Source organism: Noviherbaspirillum aerium (genome assembly GCF_008929045.1).
GTDB classification, from domain to species: domain Bacteria; phylum Pseudomonadota; class Gammaproteobacteria; order Burkholderiales; family Burkholderiaceae_D; genus Noviherbaspirillum; species Noviherbaspirillum aerium.
In genome coordinates, this window is the sequence record NZ_VFAH01000003.1 from 24,676 (window position 1) to 45,011 (window position 20,336).

At 60.9% G+C, this 20,336-nt stretch carries 18 protein-coding genes; 3 read left to right on the plus strand and 15 right to left on the minus strand.

Features of this window, described 5'->3' with window-relative positions:
• Positions 1-11 precede the first annotated feature (11 nt).
• The 5 genes from FH061_RS05955 to FH061_RS05975 all read right to left on the minus strand — a co-directional run bounded on the left by FH061_RS05955 (position 12) and on the right by FH061_RS05975 (position 4,245).
• Positions 12-737, minus strand: coding sequence for a 4'-phosphopantetheinyl transferase family protein (locus FH061_RS05955; protein ID WP_192804942.1), 726 nt, complete (start codon positions 735-737; stop codon positions 12-14).
• Complete coding sequence (locus FH061_RS05960; protein WP_151634013.1) at positions 715-1,455, minus strand: thioesterase II family protein; 741 nt, start codon at positions 1,453-1,455, stop codon at positions 715-717. Before FH061_RS05960 ends, FH061_RS05955 begins: the two co-directional genes overlap by 23 nt.
• Positions 1,456-1,463: 8 nt before the next feature.
• Positions 1,464-1,718, minus strand: a complete 255-nt coding sequence (locus FH061_RS05965) for an MbtH family protein (protein WP_151634015.1) — start codon at positions 1,716-1,718, stop codon at positions 1,464-1,466.
• 672 nt (positions 1,719-2,390) lie between these two features.
• Positions 2,391-2,912, minus strand: coding sequence for an RNA polymerase factor sigma-70 (locus tag FH061_RS05970; RefSeq protein ID WP_151634017.1), 522 nt, complete (start codon positions 2,910-2,912; stop codon positions 2,391-2,393).
• Between the two features lie 850 nt (positions 2,913-3,762).
• Positions 3,763-4,245: a hypothetical protein gene (locus FH061_RS05975; RefSeq protein WP_151634019.1), complete on the minus strand. Its 483-nt coding sequence runs from the start codon at positions 4,243-4,245 to the stop codon at positions 3,763-3,765.
• 672 nt (positions 4,246-4,917) lie between these two features.
• Between FH061_RS05975 and FH061_RS05980 the strand changes: the two genes are divergently transcribed.
• Positions 4,918-5,592: an SOS response-associated peptidase gene (locus FH061_RS05980; protein WP_151634020.1), complete on the plus strand. Its 675-nt coding sequence runs from the start codon at positions 4,918-4,920 to the stop codon at positions 5,590-5,592.
• Between the two features lie 116 nt (positions 5,593-5,708).
• Here the strand turns inward: FH061_RS05980 and FH061_RS05985 are convergent, their stop codons facing one another.
• Both FH061_RS05985 and FH061_RS05990 read right to left on the minus strand, forming a co-directional pair.
• Positions 5,709-7,970 (minus strand): putative bifunctional diguanylate cyclase/phosphodiesterase, encoded by a 2,262-nt coding sequence (locus FH061_RS05985; protein WP_151634022.1) that lies wholly within the window; start codon positions 7,968-7,970, stop codon positions 5,709-5,711.
• Between the two features lie 546 nt (positions 7,971-8,516).
• Positions 8,517-8,954, minus strand: a complete 438-nt coding sequence (locus FH061_RS05990; RefSeq protein ID WP_151634024.1) for a CBS domain-containing protein — start codon at positions 8,952-8,954, stop codon at positions 8,517-8,519.
• Between the two features lie 241 nt (positions 8,955-9,195).
• Here FH061_RS05990 and FH061_RS05995 point away from each other — a divergent pair, with 241 nt between their 5' ends.
• The gene (locus FH061_RS05995) at positions 9,196-10,572 is read left to right on the plus strand and encodes an erythromycin esterase family protein (RefSeq protein WP_151634026.1); all 1,377 of its coding nucleotides are present in this window, start codon (positions 9,196-9,198) and stop codon (positions 10,570-10,572) included.
• 14 nt (positions 10,573-10,586) lie between these two features.
• Positions 10,587-10,799, plus strand: a complete 213-nt coding sequence (locus FH061_RS30325; protein WP_192804943.1) for a hypothetical protein — start codon at positions 10,587-10,589, stop codon at positions 10,797-10,799.
• A gap of 113 nt (positions 10,800-10,912) precedes the next feature.
• Here FH061_RS30325 and FH061_RS06000 read toward each other — a convergent pair whose 3' ends face one another.
• The 8 genes from FH061_RS06000 to fabG all read right to left on the minus strand — a co-directional run bounded on the left by FH061_RS06000 (position 10,913) and on the right by fabG (position 20,312).
• Complete coding sequence (locus FH061_RS06000) at positions 10,913-12,064, minus strand: ABC transporter substrate-binding protein (protein ID WP_151634028.1); 1,152 nt, start codon at positions 12,062-12,064, stop codon at positions 10,913-10,915.
• A gap of 4 nt (positions 12,065-12,068) precedes the next feature.
• Positions 12,069-13,082: a branched-chain amino acid ABC transporter permease gene (locus FH061_RS06005; RefSeq protein WP_151634030.1), complete on the minus strand. Its 1,014-nt coding sequence runs from the start codon at positions 13,080-13,082 to the stop codon at positions 12,069-12,071.
• Between the two features lie 149 nt (positions 13,083-13,231).
• Positions 13,232-14,116: a branched-chain amino acid ABC transporter permease gene (locus FH061_RS06010; protein WP_151634032.1), complete on the minus strand. Its 885-nt coding sequence runs from the start codon at positions 14,114-14,116 to the stop codon at positions 13,232-13,234.
• Positions 14,117-14,350: 234 nt separating this feature from the next.
• On the minus strand, positions 14,351-15,565 hold the full coding sequence (locus FH061_RS06015) for an ABC transporter substrate-binding protein (RefSeq protein ID WP_151634034.1): 1,215 nt from the start codon (positions 15,563-15,565) through the stop codon (positions 14,351-14,353).
• A 61-nt stretch (positions 15,566-15,626) separates the two neighbouring features.
• A complete protein-coding gene (locus FH061_RS06020; protein WP_151634036.1) occupies positions 15,627-16,337 on the minus strand; it encodes an ABC transporter ATP-binding protein in 711 nt (236 codons plus the stop codon).
• Positions 16,337-17,110: an ABC transporter ATP-binding protein gene (locus FH061_RS06025; protein ID WP_151634038.1), complete on the minus strand. Its 774-nt coding sequence runs from the start codon at positions 17,108-17,110 to the stop codon at positions 16,337-16,339. Before FH061_RS06025 ends, FH061_RS06020 begins: the two co-directional genes overlap by 1 nt.
• 221 nt (positions 17,111-17,331) lie before the next feature.
• Complete coding sequence (locus FH061_RS06030) at positions 17,332-19,458, minus strand: 3-hydroxybutyrate oligomer hydrolase family protein (RefSeq protein WP_151634040.1); 2,127 nt, start codon at positions 19,456-19,458, stop codon at positions 17,332-17,334.
• 116 nt (positions 19,459-19,574) lie between these two features.
• Positions 19,575-20,312: a 3-oxoacyl-[acyl-carrier-protein] reductase gene (gene fabG / locus FH061_RS06035; RefSeq protein WP_151634042.1), complete on the minus strand. Its 738-nt coding sequence runs from the start codon at positions 20,310-20,312 to the stop codon at positions 19,575-19,577.
• Positions 20,313-20,336: the final 24 nt, after the last annotated feature.

Sequence of the window (20,336 nt, forward strand, 5' to 3'; positions counted from 1 at the left end):
TCCCGCGATCGCTAAAGCATGGCCGGGTCGGCAGCACTCGTGAAAGGCTCGCGCGGCTCGTCGAGTTCATACGCGATCGCTGCGGCATAGCCCGTCGGGGCATCAAGCCGCCACGCTCCCATGGAGGGCCATTCGGGCACGGCATGGCGCAGGCCGTATCGGCGCTCGTCGTGCCCCAGGGGTTTTTCCACCGACAGCTGCTGAAGATGACTTGCCACTCCCGTACCGATCGCCTTGAGCACCGCCTCCTTCACTACCCAGCGCTCAAAAAATTCCAGTTGCCGCTCCGCCTCCGTCCGCCGCTCGAAGGGCGAAAGCACCTGCTGCTCGAGACTCGCAACGTCGAAGGCTGGAATGCGGCGTTCGATATCCACGCCGACGGCACGGCGGCGGGAAATTGCAATGAGTCCATGGGCGCCTGCATGAGACACGTTGAATTCCAAGCGCAGCTCCGAACCGCATGACTGGGCAAGGCGTGGCTTGCCGTGGAAGCCGTTCATGAACCGAAGATCCTGCGGCCTGCGCCCAAGCCGCGCGGCCAGAAGGCGCCGCAATGTGGCCCGGGTTGCGACATAACGCACTCGATCCTCGTGCCTGCCGAAGCGCAGCGCACGCTCTTTTTCGTCCTTGCCGAGGACAGCCCAGTCGGCATCCGTCACAGGCGCGGCCAGGTCCGGGTCGAGCCGCCAGGCTTCGACATGCGGACGCAGCACCTCAGGCAACGCAACTTGCAGCATGCCTTGCTCCGGGAAACCGATAGACCAGCTCACGCACGATGACAGCCAAGACTCCCCGTTCGCACGGGCGGATGAAGAAATGGCCGCCATCGAACCAGTCAAGAGAAAATGCGCCTCCCGTCTCCTGGCGCCAGGCCCCGATACAGCCTGTCGTGAGATCGTCGCCCCGTCCGGCAAGCACGTGAAGCGGAACGGGCAGAAGCGGCTGCGCGATATAGCGGAAGCTGTCGCACACCCGATAGTCGGCGGCGAGAGTTTCCAACGCGAGCTGCAGCAATTCGGCGCTGCCGAAGACGTCTTCCGGCGTGCCTCCGTGCTTGCGCAGATCAGCAATCAGCCTTGTTTCGTCGTCGTGGCCGGCGAATCGTTCCGGATCGCGCCGTGACGGCGCAGCACATGCCGAAACAAACAGGGAAGATGGCAACGGCCTTCCCGAGGCACGCTGACGCTGGGCGATACCGTAGGCGAGTAAGGCGCCCATGCTGTGGCCGAACAAGGCATAAGGGCCGCGCATGAGCGCTGCCTGCTCCTCGCAAATCTGCGCGACGAGGTGCTCGAAATTCTCGGCGAATGGCTCATCCATGCGCACGCCTCGCCCGGGCAGCTCCACGGGAACGACACGGATCCACTCCGGCAGCAGGTTGCGCCAGCGCAGATACATGATGGCACTCGCGCCCGCGCACGGCAGTGCGAGCAGATTGATGCAGGGCATGCGCATGGAAGGAATCACTGAACGGCGGAGGTGACGGCTTCAGGTGTCGGTGCCTGCGCATCCATCCATTTGCGCAGCGACAGGGGACGCATGTCGGACCATGCTTTTTCAACGTAGTCGAGCACGGTCTTCTTGTCGCCGCTGATTCCTTCGACGGCTTTCCAGCCGCCGGGAATGGCTTTCCAGTGGGGCCAGATGGAATATTGTTCTTCATGATTGACAAGCACGATGAAAGTCTCGTCTTCACGATCAAAGCAACTGGTCGTCATTGGGTATCCTTGTAAGGTTGAGGAAACGCGACAGCGCTTCAATGGCCAGCCGGCATATGCGCGTGTCATCTGCTTTCGAAGACGAAGCAGCATGGGATTTGTTTATATCGACTCCAAGTCATCACATCACCAGCGGGATCGATGGAAATGGTCTGGCAAGGTCGTTGCCGAGGCTCGGTACGTGGCTCAGTACGTATTGGGGAATCGGCTCTACCATCACCAAACACCAGCAACCCGCACAGGCAACCGCATCTGCGCAGGCTCGGCAAGGGCGTTGCTGATTCACGAGACAGGGTGAAACGGGCCTGGAAAGAGCACAGGCACCAGTACCGTCAATGGCACCGCTTACCAATGCTAGTGCGAGAAGATTGATGGAGCACGTTTCCTGGGCGTTGAGAGACAATCAGGCCCGCCTTGATCGCGCTGCAGAACGTTACAGTGCACCGCGTTCCTTCTTTCAACGACAATCCGCCTACCGGCAACGCAAATGAACGCGCAGCCGTTCGAATACTCCTCGCTGGTGAAGCGAGGATATGCAATCAATTTGAGGCAAGTACAAACACAGCCTGTGGGCGCGAGTGACAACCTAGCCGGTCAAACGGTGAACGGAATCCTGCCGAGAAACAAGCTGCCACCGTCGCCATGATTCGTCATACCTTGCGGCCATTCCGCTTACGCCGGCTCAATTGCAGCGCGACAGGAAGTCAATGCATCCCGGATCATGAAGTTGACCAGCGTGGCGGATACGCCCAGCAGATCGGCGACTTCGCGTTGGGTATGACCGCCAAGGCGGCAAAGTTCGAACGCGCGGCGCGTACGCTCCGGCAATCTGGCGAGCGCGTCAGCCACCAGTCTCAATTGCTGCATGTCGCCGGCAAGAGCTTCGGGCGTGCCCGCGGTTGCCGGCACATGCATGCCCTCTTCCTCGGTAACGAAGAAGCGAGACTCCAGCATTGCCTGGCGATAGCGATCGATGGCCAGGTTGCGCACCAGCTGGAAAAGATATGCGAGCGGCTGCTTGACGTTGCTTACTGCTGAACTTTCCATCACCTTCAGGTAAGCGTCCTGCACCACATCTTCCGCCTGCTCTCGCGTTCCAATAATTTTCATGGCAGCTTGGCGCAATTGCGATCGATGGGTAATGAACACCCCTGTTAGCTCAACGTCCGTTTCGTTACACACCGCCAATTTCATCCTCCATGAAAGTCGCCGTTCGCATCTGGACGAGAACGGACCGAAAGAATAAATCCGCCTCGCCTACAGTTATCAAATAAACAAATGTAATTCTACGAAGTTTCGCTCGTTATCTCAATGAGAATCATTATCATTTTTATTCACTGGTATGCCTGTTTTAATAGCCTCGTCGGTATCACCCCGTACCTGCAAGCCGCCTTGCCCTTTGTAGGCGAGAGCCTTCGCGGCTTGACCGGGCAAATCTGCCGGGCACGCTACTGGATCAAATAGCTATTCAGGCCTTTTCCTGTTCAGTGCCCGCTGTGGGGTCCGGATGCTGTGCAAGTCAATCCAGACGCGGGGGCGGTAATAATGCGGCAGGCAGTACGCTCTAACGGCGACCGGATTTCTTATGGCCTGCATAAAGTTGTTTCAATTCCGGGATGCAGTAAAGACGCGGATAAGGGCGGAGGAAAGGCTTGCCCTCCTTGCCAGGGCATTGATATCAATGCCTGGGGAGTGGAATAAGCAGATGGCATGACATGGCTCTGCCGCTAGAGCGTTTTCGCCCTCACCGGCCTAGCCGGCGCAAATTCTTGCTGGCACAAGACGTGACGACGCGACATGGCCAGGCCATGGCAAGGAGTCACAACGCAGTGCCGGCATCAATCTGTCCAGGATCGGTAGGCAGGTCACGGTGAAACCGTTCCTGCCGCCATGAGAAGAAGCCGCGTTGGTGCTTGGATATGGTGCAAGGACAGACCCGCGTGATGCTGAAGGAAGAACGCGTTGGGATCTTTGATGACGGGCTCAAGCATGGGGTCCGGATCGAGCCATCTTCACCGTTAACGAGGCATTAATACGCAAACCCTCACAGCAGTCCAAACGTAAGGATACTCAAAGCAAATTTGAAAGCTTTCTCAATGAAAACTTGGCCTCTGGTCTTTCCTTTAGCGATGTGATCGGTATCAGTACCGAGAGCGTCCTTCAACGCTTCGCGCATTTCACGGTTAATCCTCCCCCCGCCCGCGGCATTTGCATTCTGTTGTACTTCTGACGCGAGCGCTTTCGCGGTGTCGGGAGAAAGGGTTCCGTTCTTAAGGCCCTTGACGATGTAAGCGACGGCGGCATTGCCGTCGCCTTTTTCAAGAAGCTTGGCATACTTGTCCTGGTCCCACATTTCAGGTGGGGTGTCGGTGCTCCCGTGGCCATACAGCATATTCAAGCCGGAGCCGCCGATAAGCTCATTAATGAGCATTTCCTCCGCCTTGGGCATACGTATGTCGGGCGGCGTTTTTGGGAGAAACAGCCCATGATCCGGTACGAAATTCGTGTTGGGTACATTTATCGTCATTGCTTCCTCCTTGTCATGAGCAGCTTGAAATGCAGTGCAGGACGAGGAGCCACCGCCAGTCGCCTTGGCTCCGTACGGCAAGCCCAGATGAACTCCGATTTCCTACCCAGTGAGTGACGCCAGCGACCTTATGGTTCCCACGATATGGCAGCGGCCAGTTGCCGACGTAATACTGGAAAGACGAATTTGAGACCATGGTGGCCCCGGCAGAGAAAACGCGCGGCATCGAATGGTGACTAAAGAGAACCTGGCTGACGGATGCCGCCTTATGGGTCCAGCCCGAAAACATGTTGGGCCGGCTCCCCTCATCCCGTCCCTCTCCCAGAGGTAGAGGATGAGAACAGCGACCCGAAAAATGGACCTTCCTTCGGGCCGGATCATCAAATAATAAGAAAGGCGGTATCGACTGCGCTTGCGCGGGGACTGCGAGTAAAGCAGGAGCAATGGACATTGGCAGGTCATGTTTCCCTGAAGCAGACTAAAGGCCCGCTGGTTTTTATCGGGTAATGAATGGTACGAATGCCAGGCAACCTGTTGCGCTTCCGCCAAAGCCAGATGAAGACATTTTTCGCCCGTGCACGCATGAGCAGGTCGCTGCGGGTCTTGAAATTCTCCCGAAATGCCTGATGGAGAATCAAGTTCGAGGACGCGAAACCGCATTACAATTTCCGCATGTGCGCCAATTACATCCCCTCCACTCACGACCAGTTGCGCCAGCATTTCCAGGTCGCGCCGCCGGACTCCGACTATGTCGCCGAATCCTACCCCGGCTACATGTCGCCCCTGATCCGCTTGCCGCGAATCGACGCCGAGCCGGGCGACCGGGCCTGTGCGCTGGGCATGTTCGGGATGGTGCCTCACTGGGCCGAGCCGAAGCTGGCGCGGCAGACCTACAATGCGCGCACGGAGACCGTGGCAAGCAAGCCGACTTTCCGGCATGCCTTCAAGCATGGCCAGTTCTGCATTATTCCCGCGGCATCGGTATTCGAGCCTTCCTATGAAACCGGGAAATCGGAGCGCTGGGAAATCATGAATGCCGATGGCAGTCCGCTTGGCATTGCCGGCATCTGGGAACACAAGCAGGCCGGGCCGGATGGCCTATCCTTGCTGTCTTTTTCCATGCTGACCATCAATGCCGACGGGCATCCGCTGATGCAGCGGTTCCACAAGCCCGACGATGAGAAGCGCATGCTCGTCATCCTGCGGCCTGACCAGTACGACGAGTGGCTGCACTGTCCCGTCGATGAGGCGCAAAGGTTTTTCGAGCGCTACCCGGCCGAGCAGCTGGTTGCCCATCCGGCCGGCCGCAATGCCGGCAAGCCGGCTCCGCAGCAATCGCTGTTCTGACCCCGGCCCCCGGAAAACACTCGATCTGGTCCCGGCCCTGCCAGCCGAAAAATCCGTCGCTCTCGTTCGGCATGGGGTGATTCGGGATTGGTAACACTCGCAGGCGCGTGTCCGGTTCAAGCCGCCTGCAATGCGCCCTTCTCCAGGAAGTTTTCCTTGAATTCCAATGCCGGCAGCGGCGCACTCACCAGATAGCCTTGTATGCGGTCGCAGCAAGCCTTGCGCAGATACTCTTCCTGTTCCAGCAGTTCCACGCCCTCCGCGACCACATGCAGCTTCATCGCCTTGGCCAGGGTGATGATGGCCATCACGATGGCCTTGCTGTTGTCTTCGTTGGACAAGTCCTTGACGAAGGAGCGGTCGATCTTCAGCACATCGATCGGGAAGCGCTTCAGGTAAGCGAGGCTTGAGTAGCCGGTGCCGAAGTCGTCGATGGAAAGATGCACGCCCAGCCTCTTGAGTTGTGCGAGACGTTTCTCGGCGAGGTCGACATCGCTCATCAGCATGCCTTCGGTCAGCTCGAGTTCGAGATAGGTGGGATCGATGCGGGTTTCGATAAGGATGGACTGAATGGTTTCCACCAGATCGGTTTCGGCGAACTGCCTGGGCGACAGGTTGACCGAAATGCGCATCGGCGGCAGACCGTCATTCATCCATTTGCGCTGCTGCTCGCAGGCGGCGCGAATGACCCATGCCCCGATGGGTACGATCAGGCCGGTCTCCTCCGCCATCGGGATGAAGGCAGCCGGCGGCACCAGGCCCTTGGTCGGATGCTGCCAGCGCAGCAGGGCTTCCGCTCCCACCGTGTCGCCCGAGGCGACATCCACTTGCGGCTGGTAATGCAGGCGGAATTCATCGCGCTGCAGCGCATTGCGCAGATCGCTTTCGAGTTCGAGCCGGGCAATCGCCGCATCGTTCATCGAAGCCGTATAGAAGCAGAAATTATTGCGGCCGTTCTGCTTGGCGCGGTACATGGCGACGTCAGCATGCTCAACCAGGCTGTCGACCGTGGCGCCGTCTTCCGGGAACACGGAAATGCCGATGCTCGATGTCAGCAGCAGTTCATGGCCGTTCACACGGATGGGCCGGGCCAGCTTGGCCATCAGTCTTTCAATGATGCTTTCGGAGAGTTTGCCGCCCCGCGTTTCGGACAGGATCATGACGAATTCATCACCCCCGAGGCGGGCGACGGTATCCGTCTCGCGGCAGACTTCGACCATGCGCGCCGCCATGGTGGTCAGCACGATGTCGCCCACCTTGTGGCCGAGGCTGTCGTTGATCAGCTTGAAGCGGTCGAAGTCAAGGAACAGCACCCATACCGCGCCTTGCTGGCGGCCCGCGAGCGCGAGCGCGTGGGCCAGGCGCTCATGCATCATCGCGCGGTTCGGCAGGCCGGTGAGCGGATCATGCTGCGCCAGGTGCTTGATCTGGTCTTCCGCCATCTTCCTCTTGGTGATGTCGGACAGGAAGGCCACCACCATGTCGGTTCCTTCCAGATAGGCGCGGCTGAGCGTGATTTCCAGCGGCAGACGCGTGCCGTCGGCACGCACGCCTTCGGTTTCGAAAGAAGCCTTGGCGCCGGGGCCTTCAAGCGTCTGCACCGCATGCAGCATGCGATGGGTGACATCCACATGCGCCGGCTGCAGGCTGCCCGCATGCATGCCGATCATGGAGGCCGGGTCGCGGTCAAAGACGGTTTTCATGGCGGGATTGGTATAGCGGATGAGTCCTTCGCCATCCATCACGACGACCACTTCCTTGCAGGTATCCCAGATGGTCTGGAAAAATACCTTGCGGTCGTGCAGCGTGTTGCGCAGGCTGTTGATGTGGCCACCCACCCATGCCACCAGCGGCAGCACGCAGGCCATGACGATCAGGCGGCCCATGTCCATCGCCATGTCGGTCGCCGGCGCGCCGCGTAGCCAGAGCACGCCCAGCATGCCTGCATAGACGCAGAGAAAGATGATGGCCGTCTTCATCAGCACCACGGTGGGATAGCGGAACACGCCAAAGAGCATGATGACGCACAGATACGCGCCCATGGTGGCGCGCGCCGTGGCGGAATCGAACATGAGCAGGAAGATGACGGCAGCGGACAGCAGCATCATCGGGCCTGTCAGGCTCGGGTCCTTCGCCTTCAGGTTCCAGCCGCGCTTGAAGGCGATGAAGAAGACAGCGAGGCCAAGCCCCATGGCCATCGTACCGCCGAGAATCGTGCGCCCTTCCATCAGGCCATGCATGTAGAGCGTGCCGAGCATGAGAAAAGTCACCACCGCGGACAAGGCCGCCATCGAAAAACGGCGCAGGCGCAGCGATTGCCGGTCATCTGCAAGACTGCGGGCTGTTTTCCTGTCGGGCTTGCCGGAATATGGGGGCATGAATGTTTGGCGGAAAGGAAAAGGTGCAGGTTATCGAGACACCAGGTTCCAGCGCGAACGCGCCGTCATGCGGCGGCAGGCTTTGGGCGAACACTTTCCTGATCGGATGCCTTGCATTGTCTCGTCTCCCATTCCCCTTGAGCTCAACGGACTGGCTTTGGCAATTTCCTGCCGGCTTGCTGTCCAAGTCTCAAGCGTCTGATTGTTATGATGGCATCTGTGGCGATACCTTTTCCACAAGGAAAGATTGTAGCCGAGTCCCTTTCTTTAGTCATTTGCGAAAACGCAAAAATTCTGGATTGAATGCAGTGCACAAAACCGAAGGGAATAGTCGGGAAGTGGGGATGGCATGGACCTAACGCTCATGACACGTGCATAACACATGCATATCATCAAGACGCGTTGGCGGCATGGCTGAACGGGCGTGGCTGAACCGGCCTCGCATCACCAGGCTGGATGCCGCGCCCGTTCAGCAGAAGACATCACGGCGGCGCCCCGCAAGCCGGGCTGCCGCCGTGCCATTGGCGAATGGATTAGTAAAATGAATTAATGCGGCCGATCCGGCTGCGACGGGTCGGAAATGTTTTCCAGCGTACGGTCCACCTGCGCCGAATGCTTGGTCGCAAGGTCGCCGAGCGACACGATGCCGATCAACTGATGGCTGTCGTGATCGAGGACCGGTACCCGCCTGACTTGAGAGTCCGACATCTGGTCCATCACTTCATCGACGGACTGGTTGTCGAAGCACCAGCGCACCTGTTGGGACATGACATCCTGCACGCTCGCCTGATCGGGCGCCATGCCGGCGGCCGTTGCGCGAATGGTGATGTCGCGATCGGTCACCATGCCGATCAGCTTGCTGCCGTCGCATACCGGAAGCGAGCCGACGTTGAGTTCATCCATAATCTGGGCGGCGCGCATGATGGTTTCGGTTGGAGACACGCTGCGTACATCGCGTGTCATGATGTCGGAAATGATCTGCATGATTGGCTCCTTTGGAAAATGTGCAAGCCCGAGTCGGATTTGCACTTGAGGACAGTGCGCCCCGCATGGAGCGAAGCCGGCGCCCTGCCTTCAGTTTCTGCAACACTGTCTGCGCCCGCAAGGTTGCAAGTGCCATGCCCGCATGTGGATGGCGCCCCGCGGCGGCGTTTCTGCAACGGCGGCAACACGGAACTATCGCTTGGCGGCGCAGCCGAAGTTGTGAAGTGCGTGAGGTGGCATCATGTCCGATCAATCCATCATTGAAGCGCTGCAACGTGAAGCGCTGCTCTTGAACGATATCAACAAGTTGGGCCCGATCGTCGAGCAGATCGGCGATGCCTCGATCGTGCTGCTGGGCGAAGCGACGCATGGCAGCCGCGAGTTCTACCGTATCCGAGCGGAAATCACCAAGTATCTGATCGCCGAGAAAGGCTTCGACGCGATTGCCGTCGAAGCCGACTGGCCGGACGCCTTGCGGGTCAGCCGTTATGTCCGCGCAGCGCACTCGCCGCTGGCCGCCGCCATTGATCCCGGCGCACAGCAGGCGGCGGAGCCGCGCCAGGCATTGCAGGGTTTCGAGCGCTTTCCCCAATGGATGTGGCGCAATACCGAAGTCGTGGAACTGGTCGCCTGGCTCAAGCAGCATAACCAGCAGCGCACAGCTCAGGGAGATGGCGTCGGCTTCTACGGGCTGGACCTCTACAGCCTGCGCAATTCGATGGAAGCCGTGGTGCGCTATCTCTCCACGGTCGATCCGGAAGCGGCACGCCAGGCGCGCGCCCGCTACGCCTGCTTCGATCACTTGGCGGAAGATCCGCAGCGCTATGGCTATGCCGCCACCTTCGGCATGCGCAAGGACTGCGAGGATGAAGTCATCCGCCAGTTGGTGGCGATGACGACGGATGCCCGCCGCTATGCCGATGCCGACGGCGAAGGCGCGGCCGACGAATTGTTCTACGCGCAGCAGAATGCCCGCGTTGCGCAGAACGCGGAAGCGTATTACCGCACCATGTTCCAGGGCCAGAATGCCTCCTGGAACCTGCGCGACGAACACATGGCCGATACGCTCGATGCCTTGCGCACACATATCGCACAACGCAAGGGCGGCAAGGCGAAGGTCGTCGTGTGGGCGCACAACTCGCACATCGGCGATGCCCGCGCAACCGAAATGGGCGACCATGGCCAGCTCAACCTGGGTCAGCTCGTGCGCGAGCGGCACGGCATGGCGGAAACCTTTCTGCTGGGCTTCACCACGCATGACGGCACCGTGACCGCCGCATCGGAATGGGATGGCCCTGCGGAGAAGAAGACCGTGCGGCCGTCGCTGGTCAACAGTTATGAAAGACTGCTGCATGACACCGGCCTGAAGCATTTCTTTCTCAGGATGCGCGACAGGCGCTACCTGTCGGAACTGCTGCAGGAGCGCAGGCTGGAACGGGCCATCGGCGTGATCTATCTCCCGGAGAGCGAGCGCATGAGCCACTACTTCTATGCTTCGCTGTCCCGGCAATTCGATGCCGTGGTGCATGTCGATACCACGCAAGCTCTGCGTCCGCTCGAAGCGGTGGTGCATCCGCAGCATGATGAAGCGCCGGAGACTTATCCGACCGGCATCTGAGGCGCCCCTGCGAAATGCAGGACGAAAAAAAGGGTTACGCGAACGTAACCCTCAACTGCTGGGGAAGAAAACAACCACTGCTTCTGCTGCTTCTGCTGCTTCTGCTGCTTCTGCTGCTTCTGCTGCTTCTGCTGCTTCTGCTGCTTCTGCTGCTTCTGCTGCTTCTGCTGCTTCTACTGCTTCTACTGCTTCTACTGCTTGCTACAAACTTTCGTCTCCAGGCATAAGCCGAAGACACTCCTTTTCAAGGGTGGTGCAGGCCTGCGTGCCTGCACCGGGGCCGGCTCGCCGGAGAATGACGGGCACGCACTACCGGGCATGTCGGCCCGCGCGAAAACCTTCAGCGCAGCAGCCGCCCTTCCCTGCCGATCACCGTGATTTCCACGAAACGCGAGCCGATGCGATTGGTCGGAGAAAAACGCAACGTAAAGCCGCCGGCATCGTAAGCCTCCAGCGTCTCCAGCGCACGGATCACCTTGTCCCGCGTCGGATTCGGCCCAGCCCGACGCAGTCCTTCGACCAGAACCTTGGCGCCGATGAATTCCTCGAAACTGGTATACGACAGCTCCGTTCCCGCAGGCGCATGTTTCTTCATCGCCTGCTGGTATTCCTTCGCCACCGCGGTCGCGGGCGTGAAGGGATAAGGCATCACCTGCGCCACCCCGATGCCGCGCGCATGTTCCGAGCCGATCAGGCGCGCGATCTCCCTGGGATTGACGACCGAGATATTTACCAGCTGCGCCACTGTCGATGCGGAGCGGATCTGCTTGCTGAAGGCGGCCGTGCTCTTGTTCACCGAAATCATCACCACCGCCTGAGGGTTGGCCTTGGCCAGCGCCTTGACCGCTTCGGCAACGTTGTCGGTATTCTTTTCATAGGCGCCGGTGCCGGCCAGTTCCAGTCCGCGCTTCTTCAATGCGGCTTCCACGCCCGCCAGCCCCGCCCTTCCGAACGGATCATCCTGGTACATGACGCCGATGCGCTTCATGTTCAGCATCGCCAGCTGATCGACGATGCCTTCCGCCTCATCGGCATAACCGGCGCGGATGTGGAAGATGTAGGGATTGAACGGCGAGCGCAGCACCTCGCCGCCGGTGTAGGGCGCCACCAGCGCAATGCCCGCCTGCTCCAGCACCTTCTGCTTGAGCAATTCGGCCACGTTGCCGGTGCCGGCGAAACCGATCAGCGCCAGCGCGCCATCCTTGTCGATGGCTTCCCGCGTCAGCCTGACGGTTTCCTCGACCTTGTAGCCGTCATCCTTGACCACATGCCGGATCTTTCTGCCGTGAATGCCGCCCTGCTCGTTGACCTGATCGAAATAAATCTTCGCGCCCAGCACCATCTCCCGGCCGGTGTCCGCCAGCACGCCGCTCAGTGGAGCGACCTGGCCGATGACGATGTCGTTCGCGCTCGCGGCGCTGGCCGCAAACGATGCCGCAAGGACTGTTGCGATGCATCCCGCCGCCAACCGCCGCCAGCCAGGCCTTTTCATGATGCTATCCTTCGGCCGTCTTGATCACCGGCGCCGCCATGGGCGCGGTAGCGGGCTTGCGCTTCTTCGCGAACTCGAGCAGCTCGCCGACGATGCCGCGGCGGAAGGCCAGCACACAGACGATGAAGATGAAACCGGTGACGATGGTGACCGACTCGCCGATCGAGCGGAACCATTCGATGCCGCTGATCGCCGCCAGGAAGTTGCCGAGGTCGCCCAGCTTGTTTTCCAGCGCAATGATGACCACCGCGCCGATGATGGGACCGCTCAGCGTGCCGAGTCCGCCCACCAGCGTCATCAGCACCACCAGGCCCGACATCGACCAGTGCACATCGGTCAGCGTTTCGAAGCCTAGCACCACGGTCTTGGTCGCGCCGGCAAGTCCGGCCAAGGCGCCCGACAGCACGAAGGCCAGCAGCTTGTACTTGTCGACGTCGTAGCCGAGCGAGATGGCGCGCGGTTCGTTTTCCTTGATGGCCTTGAGCACCTGGCCGAACGGCGAATGCACGGTGCGGGTAATCAGCGCAAAACCCGCCACCGCGATTCCCAGCACCACGAAATACATGGTCATGTCGCTGGACAGGTCGATCATGCCGAGCAGGCTGCCGCGCGGCACGCCCTGCAAGCCGTCCTCGCCGCCGGTGAACGGCGCCTGCAGACAGACGAAGTACAGCATCTGCGCCAGCGCCAGCGTGATCATCGTGAAGTAGATGCCCTGGCGGCGGATCGCCAGGCTGCCCATGACCAGGCCGATGAGCGCCGCCACGGCAACGCCGGCGGCCAGTCCGAGTTCGAACGGCAGGCCCATCACCTTGAGCGCATGCCCTGCGACATAACCGGCCATGCCGAAGAAGGCCGCATGGCCGAACGACAGCAGGCCGGTGAAGCCGATCAGCAGGTTGAAGGCACAGGCAAACAATGCGAAGCACAGCACCTTCATCAGGAATACCGGGTAGACGACGAAGGGAGCCACCAGGGCCGCTGCCAGCGCAATCGCGTATCCGACTTTCTTGTTCATAATCACTACCTTTGTTGAAACCTGTCACTCCGAACGAAGGGATGCTGCATGCCCTTGCCCTCGTCTTTGCCCGGTGGCTTGCCGCACTGCGTTCGGAATGACAGTGCGGCGCAACCGGAGACCTCGCCGGCAAGCGGCTTTCAAACGGCTTACTTCTCCTTGCCGAACAGGCCGGCGGGACGGATCATCAGCACGATCGCCATGATAATGAACACCACCGTGGCCGACAGTTCGGGGTAGAACACCCGCGTCAGGCCTTCGACGATGCCCAGCCCCAGGCCGGTGATGATGGAGCCGAGAATCGAGCCCATGCCGCCGATCACCACCACCGCGAACACCACGATGATCAGGTTCGAACCCATCAGCGGCGACACCTGGATCACCGGCGCGGCCAGCACGCCGGCCAGTGCCGCCAGCGCCACGCCGAAGCCGTAGGTCAGGGTCACCATCAGCGGCACGTTGATGCCGAAGGCTTCCACCAGCTTCGGGTTCTCGGTGCCGGCGCGCAGGTAGGCGCCGAGCTTGGTCTTCTCGATCACGAACCAGGTCGCCAGGCAGACCACGATCGACGCTACTACCACCCATGCGCGATAGTTGGGAAGGATCATGAAACCGAGGTTGGTGGCGCCCATCAGCGCCTCGGGGACCGAATACGGCTGCCCGGAGACGCCATAGAAGGAGCGGAACAGGCCTTCGAGCATGAGGGTGATGCCGAAGGTCAGCAGCAGGCCGTAGAGGTGGTCCAGCTTGTAGAGCCAGCGCAGCATCGTCTTCTCGATGACGATGCCGAACAGGCCGACCAGGATCGGCGCGGCGATCAGCATCACCCAGTAATTGATGCCCAGGTAGTTCAGGCCCATCCAGGCGAGGAAGGCGCCCATCATGTACAGCGCGCCGTGTGCGAAGTTGATCACATTGAGCAGGCCGAAAATGACGGCCAGACCGAGCGACAGCATCGCATAGAACGAGCCGTTGACCAGGCCGAGCAGGAGCTGGCTCAACATTGCCTGCAGGGGGATGCCGAAGATTTCCATAGTCGTAAAGAGAATTGGTCGATACGGCAGAGACGCGTCCGTCTTTCCTCTTGGTGCAGGGAGAGGCTGGCATGGGGACGATAAGGTCCATACAATCGGCTCAGGAAGGTTCAGCCCTCCGTCCGCCACGCCAGCCCTTCCCTGCGAGAGGAAACGGTCACTCAATGCTGCATCGAGTGTCAGACACGACCCGGTGTCGTGATTGCCTGCACCGGGCCACACAACATCAGGAGCTTATTTCCAGAGCGAGCACTTGGACTCGGCCTTGGTGGCATAAGCCTGATCGCCGGGGATGGTCTGCACCACCTTGTAGTAATCCCATGGATACTTGGATTCGGCCTGGGTCTTCACCTGCATCAGGTACATGTCGTGGACCATGCGGCCATCGGGGCGGATCACGCCGTTCTTGGCGAACACGTCGTTGATCTTGGTGCTCTTCAGATGCGCCATGACCTTGTCGGCATCGTCGCTGCCAACCGCCTTGACGGCGGCCAGGTACTGCCCCGCGACCGAGTAATCGGCGGCGTGCAGCATGGTCGGCATGCGCTTGATCTTTTCAAAGAACTTCTTCGACCAGGCGCGGGTGTCGGGATTCTGGTCCCAGTACCAGCCGTCGGTGAGGTACATGCCCTGGGTCAGGTTCAGGCCGAGCGAATGCACGTCGGTGATGAACATCAGGAGGCCTGCCAGCTTGGCAGACTTGGTGATGCCGAACTCGTTGGCCGCCTTGATCGCATTGATGGTGTCGCCGCCGGCATTGGCCAGGCCGACGATCTGCGCCTTGGACGACTGCGCCTGCAGCAGGAAGGAAGAGAAGTCGGAAGCCGACAGCGGATGCTTGACCGCGCCCAGCACCTTGCCGCCGGAAGCCTTGACCACGTCGGCGGTGTCCTTCTCCAGCGATGCGCCGAAGGCATAGTCGGCGGTCAGGAAGTACCAGTCCTTGCCGCCCTGCTTGACCAGCGCGGAGCCGGTGCCGCGTGCCAGCGCGATGGTGTCGTAGGCATAGTGAACCGTGTACGGCGAGCAGTCTTCATTGGTCAGGCGGGCAGTGCCGGCGCCGACCGAGAAGAACACCTTTTTCTTTTCCGCCGCGATCTTGGCCATTGCCAGGTTGGCGCCGGAGTTGGTGCCGCCGATGAGCATGTCCACGCCCTGCTGGTCGAACCATTCGCGCGCCTTCGACGCGGCGATGTCGGCCTTGTTCTGATGGTCGGCCACGACGAATTCAATCTTCTTGCCGTTGATGTTGCCGCCGGCATCGGCGATAGCCATCTTCACGGCTTCGGCGCCTGCCGGGCCGTCGACGTCGGCATAGACGCCGGACATGTCGGTCAGCAGACCGATCTTGATCACGTCGCCGGATACCTGCGCGGACGCGGTGGCGGCGAAGCCTGCGGAAAATGCGGTAGCGACGGCGAGCGAGATCACTTTGGCCTTGAGTTTCATAACTTCTCCTCTGTTGTGGGTCGTGTCTGTTGATGCGTTGTTATAGGTTGGTACAGCCGGGTCAGACGCCAAGCAGCTCATTGAGCACCGGCATCTTCGATTCCAGCTCGGAGGAAGCGAAGGACTCGACGATATGTCCATGCTCCATCACGTAAAACCGGTCCGCCAGCGGAGCGGCGAATCGGAAATTCTGTTCCACCATGACGATGGTGTAGCCCTTGGCCTTGAGCATGGTGATCATGCGGGCCAGGGCCTGCACGATGACCGGCGCCAAGCCTTCGGAAATCTCGTCCAGCAGCAGCAGCTTGGCGCCGGTGCGCAGGATGCGCGCCACCGCCAGCATCTGCTGCTCGCCGCCGGACAGGCGCGTGCCCTGACTGTGGCGGCGCTCTTCCAGGTTGGGAAAGATTTCATAAATTTCTTCGATCGACATGCCCTTGGACGACTTCGATACCAGCGGCGGCAGCATCAGGTTTTCCTCGGCCGACAGCGACGAGAAGATGCCGCGCTCTTCCGGGCAGTAGCCGAGGCCGAGATGCGCCACCTTGTGGGTAGGCAGGCTGATCGACTCGGTGCCGTTGATCTTGATCGAGCCCTTGCGCGCGCCGGTCAGGCCCATGATCGCGCGCAGCGTCGTGGTGCGGCCCGCGCCGTTGCGGCCGAGCAGCGTGACGACCTCGCCCTGCTTCACTTCCAGGTTGACGTCGTGCAGGATGTGCGACTCGCCGTACCATGCCTTGAGATTGCGGATTTCGAGTGCGGCTGCAGCCATCAATGTGCTCCTTCGAGTTGGCCGGAGGTGGTGCCCATGTAGGCTTCCATGACCTGCGGATTGCTTGATACTTCCTGGTAGGTGCCTTCGGCCAGCAGCGCGCCGCGCTGAAGCACGGAAATCTTGTCGCAGATGCCGGACACCACGCTCATGTTGTGCTCCACCATCAGGATGGTGCGGCCGGCGGAGACCTTCTTGATCAGGTCGGTGACGCGGTGCACGTCTTCATGGCCCATGCCCTGCGTGGGTTCGTCGAGCAGCATCAGCTCCGGCTCCATGCCCAGCGTGGTGGCGATTTCCAGCGCGCGCTTGCGACCGTAAGGCAAGTCCACGGTGACGGTGTCGGCGAAGCTTTCCAGATCCACTTCGGCGAGCAGCTGCATTGCACGGTCGTTGAGGCGGTTGAGCGTGCGCTCGCTCTTCCAGAAATGGAAGGAAGTGCCGAGGCCGCGCTGCAGGCCGATGCGTACGTTTTCCATCACGGTCAGGTGCGGAAACACCGCGGAGATCTGGAACGAACGGATCACGCCGCGATGCGCGATCTGCTCAGGCGCGAGCGACGTGATGTCGTCGCCGTTGTAGAGAATCTTGCCCGTGGTCGGCGTCAGGAATTTCGTCAGCAGGTTGAAGAAGGTAGTCTTCCCCGCGCCGTTCGGTCCGATGAGGGCGTGGATCGAACCGCGCTTGACCTTGAAGTTGACGTCGTTTACTGCGATGAAACCCTTGAACCCCTTGGTCAGGTGTTGCGTTTCGAGTATGACTTCGCTTGCCATGCTTTATCTCCAGTATTGCTGCTGAATCTGTGGCGTTTCGCTTGCTTTGCCTTGCTTTGCCATGCCTTGCCTTGTCCGGCTCCGGCGGGCGGCGCGGACTGCATGTTGGCCGCCTGCCCTGTCTTTCTTTACTTGAGATCGCCAAGGCCTTCTTTTCTCCTTCCCCTTCAAGGGGAAGGAGTCTCAAATGCCCTGACTAACTCCGACTGATAATCAACCACTCACTCCGGAATCGTCACCGTGTTATTCGCAAACCCGATCTGATTCGCCGCAACCGGTGTCGCCTGGATCGGCGGCACATTGGCTGCCGTGATCGCCGGCGCCGCGCCCGGTGTGCCGCCGCGCGGCACCGTGCGCACCACCTGGCTCGGCGGCAGGGCCGCGCCGTTCTTCAGATGCGCATACATCATGTTCATCGCCTGGATGTGATAGCGATGGATCGGTATCAGGCGAGTGTCGTAGCCCGGGAAGCCGAGGAAGGCATCGAAGTGGTTGGCGTTGGTGATCTCGATGTACGACAGTTTGCTTGCCGCACCTTCGGCTGCCTTGTTGGCGGCGAAGTAGGCGCGCGAGTTGTGGTTCACCGGAATCAGCGCATCGTTGCGGCCATGGACGATGATCGCCGGCTTGCCGCGCAGGTTGCCGTTGCGCAGGACTTCCGCCATGCCGGCACGCACACGCTGCGAATTCGCCAGCGCCTGGCCTGTCAACGGCTGGCCGGTGGTGATGTCGGTGCCGGTGGCCAGGTTGCGCAGGCAGATCGCGCCGTCGATGTTGTAGTCTGCCAGGTTGGTCGAGGGCGAGACCGAGAACGCGTCACCGACCGGGCCGCCGACCGAATTGTTGTTGACCAGGCCGATGCCGCCGCTCGGCGTGCCGTTGCCGGTCGCGAACAACTGCGCTTCCTGCGTTGCCGTCAGCGTCGTCAGCGCACCGGTGGCAGCGACTGTCGGCGCAAAGCTGTAGCCGCACACGTTATCCCTGACGCTGAACTTGCCGTACATGTTGGCGTAGTAAGGCGCGAGGATGGCATAGGTGCCGTAATGGCTTGCCTGCAACAGGTCGGCATCGCTCTCGAAGCCGGCTTCGCGCAGTTTCTGCAGCGATTCGTCGGCTTGTGCCGCGAGCGTCGTTGCAGTCAGCAAGCCCTTGGCGCGCAGCGAGGTGCAGCGGTTGGCGGCGAGCGTCGGGCTGACAGCGGTCAGCAACGGCGATGCGGCGAGCGAAGACGACAGCGCGGCGCAAGGCTGATACAGGTTGCCGATGGTCAGCGTGTCGTACAGACCGAGGCCGGCGCGCGCCACCGGCGTATTGCCGCGGCGGATGCTCAGCGCCGGATTGAGTGCCACTTCGGTCACCGGCTCGGACACGGCCACGCCGTCGATCAGGCCGCGCGAGTCCTGCTCGGCCGCGAGGATCGCCGCGCCGCCGCCATTGGAGGCGCTCGATGCGATCACCAGAGTATTGGCCGGCGTGATGGTATTGAGGCGGCTGGTGCCGTCGCGTGCGACGTCGCCGAACTTGTCGTTGAGCGCATAGAACGCGAACTCGACTGCCTGCAGCGTGTACCTGCCCCAATCCTTCTCGGAGTTCTGCTGCGAGTGCGCCTGCTTCAATGCGAAGCGGTTCGGCGTCGCCGCATTGAATGCCGCCAGCTCCGCAGTGGTGAGGTTGGCGGTGAAGTTGGAATTCCTGCCGGCCGCCGCGCTGGCGCGCGCGCCGTTCATCAGGTTGACGGTATTGGCCTGCAGGTTATGGAAACCCATGCCGCTGCCCTTGTCGGTGTAGGCGACCGCGCATTTCTGCTTCAGGCCCCAGTCGCCGGCCGTGCCGATCGCACCGTACACGCCGCGCGACCCGGAGGATGTGGCGGTCACGATGCAGGGATTGGCCTTGTCGAAGTTGGCCGGGATCTGCACCATCATCGTGACGTTGACCTGGCCGCTGCCGTCATCGGCGTAGGCAATGTATTCATCGCCTGCAATCCGGCCTTCGCCGAGCGTGGCGTTGCCGGCATTGTCGACGTTGGGGCCGTAGAGCGTGCCGTAGCCGCCGTTCGCGCTGGGATCGATCAGCGCACGGTAATTCGCGTAGATCGCGGCGCGGCGCAGCTCGGCCGGCGTCGGATTGGCCGGGTCGGCGTAGGTCGGCGCGGCGCCGGCCAGTCCGGTGCGACCGAGTCCTGCGGTCAGCAGGTCGTTGCTGACGCCGTCATAGCTGGTCTTTTGCACCGTGCCGAGATATCCCGGCTTGGTGTTGAGGTCTTCCGGCGCATCCGAACCGCCGCATCCGGCGAGAAGGCCGGCCGCGACGACCGAGGTAAAGCCGATTCTGTTACGTATTGCCATGTGTCTCGCTCCTTGAACTGACCGGCCGCCATTGGCCGGCGCATTTGGTTTTATTGATGGAACCAGGTACTGCAAAACATGCTTGAACGCTTGAATCCGTGTTCCTTGTCGGCCGCCTACAGCGTCATCCCTCCGCAGACTTCGATGACCGCACCGTTGATATAGCTGGCTTCGTCGGAGGCCAGAAAGGCGAAGGTGTTGGCGATTTCCTCGGGCTTGCCGAGCCGTCCCAGGGGCACCCGCTCTTCCAGCGAACGGATCACCTTTTCCGGCATCGATTTCAGGATGCTGGTTTCGATAAAGCCGGGGCAGACCGCATTGACGCGGATGTTGTGCTTGCCGAGTTCGCGCGCCCAGGTCTTGGCCATGCCGATCACGCCGAACTTGCTGGCCGCGTAGTTGGTCTGGCCGAAGTTGCCGTAGATGCCGACGATGGAGGATGCGTTGAGAACAACCCCGCCCTTGCGCTCGATCATCGCGTCGATGACGGCCTTGGTGCAGTTGTAGGTGCCCTTGAGATTGACATCGATGACCCGGTCGAACTGGTCGTCGGTCATCTTCTTGAGTTGGGCGTCGGCGACGATGCCGGCATTGTTGACCAGCACATCGATCTGTCCATAAGTGGAAAGCGCGCCGACCACCATGGCTTCGATACTTTCCGGCTTGGTGACATCAACGGTATAACCGATGGCGGTGCCGCCCTGCAGGCGGATCTGCGCCACGGTCTCGGCGACCGCATCATCCAGGTCGCATACGACGAGCCGCGCGCCTTCCCTGGCGAATTTGAGGGCCGTCGCCTTCCCGATTCCCCGTCCGGCGCCAGTCACCAGGGCCACTTTGTTTGCAAGCCGCACTTTGTCTCCTTGTCTGCTTCATTA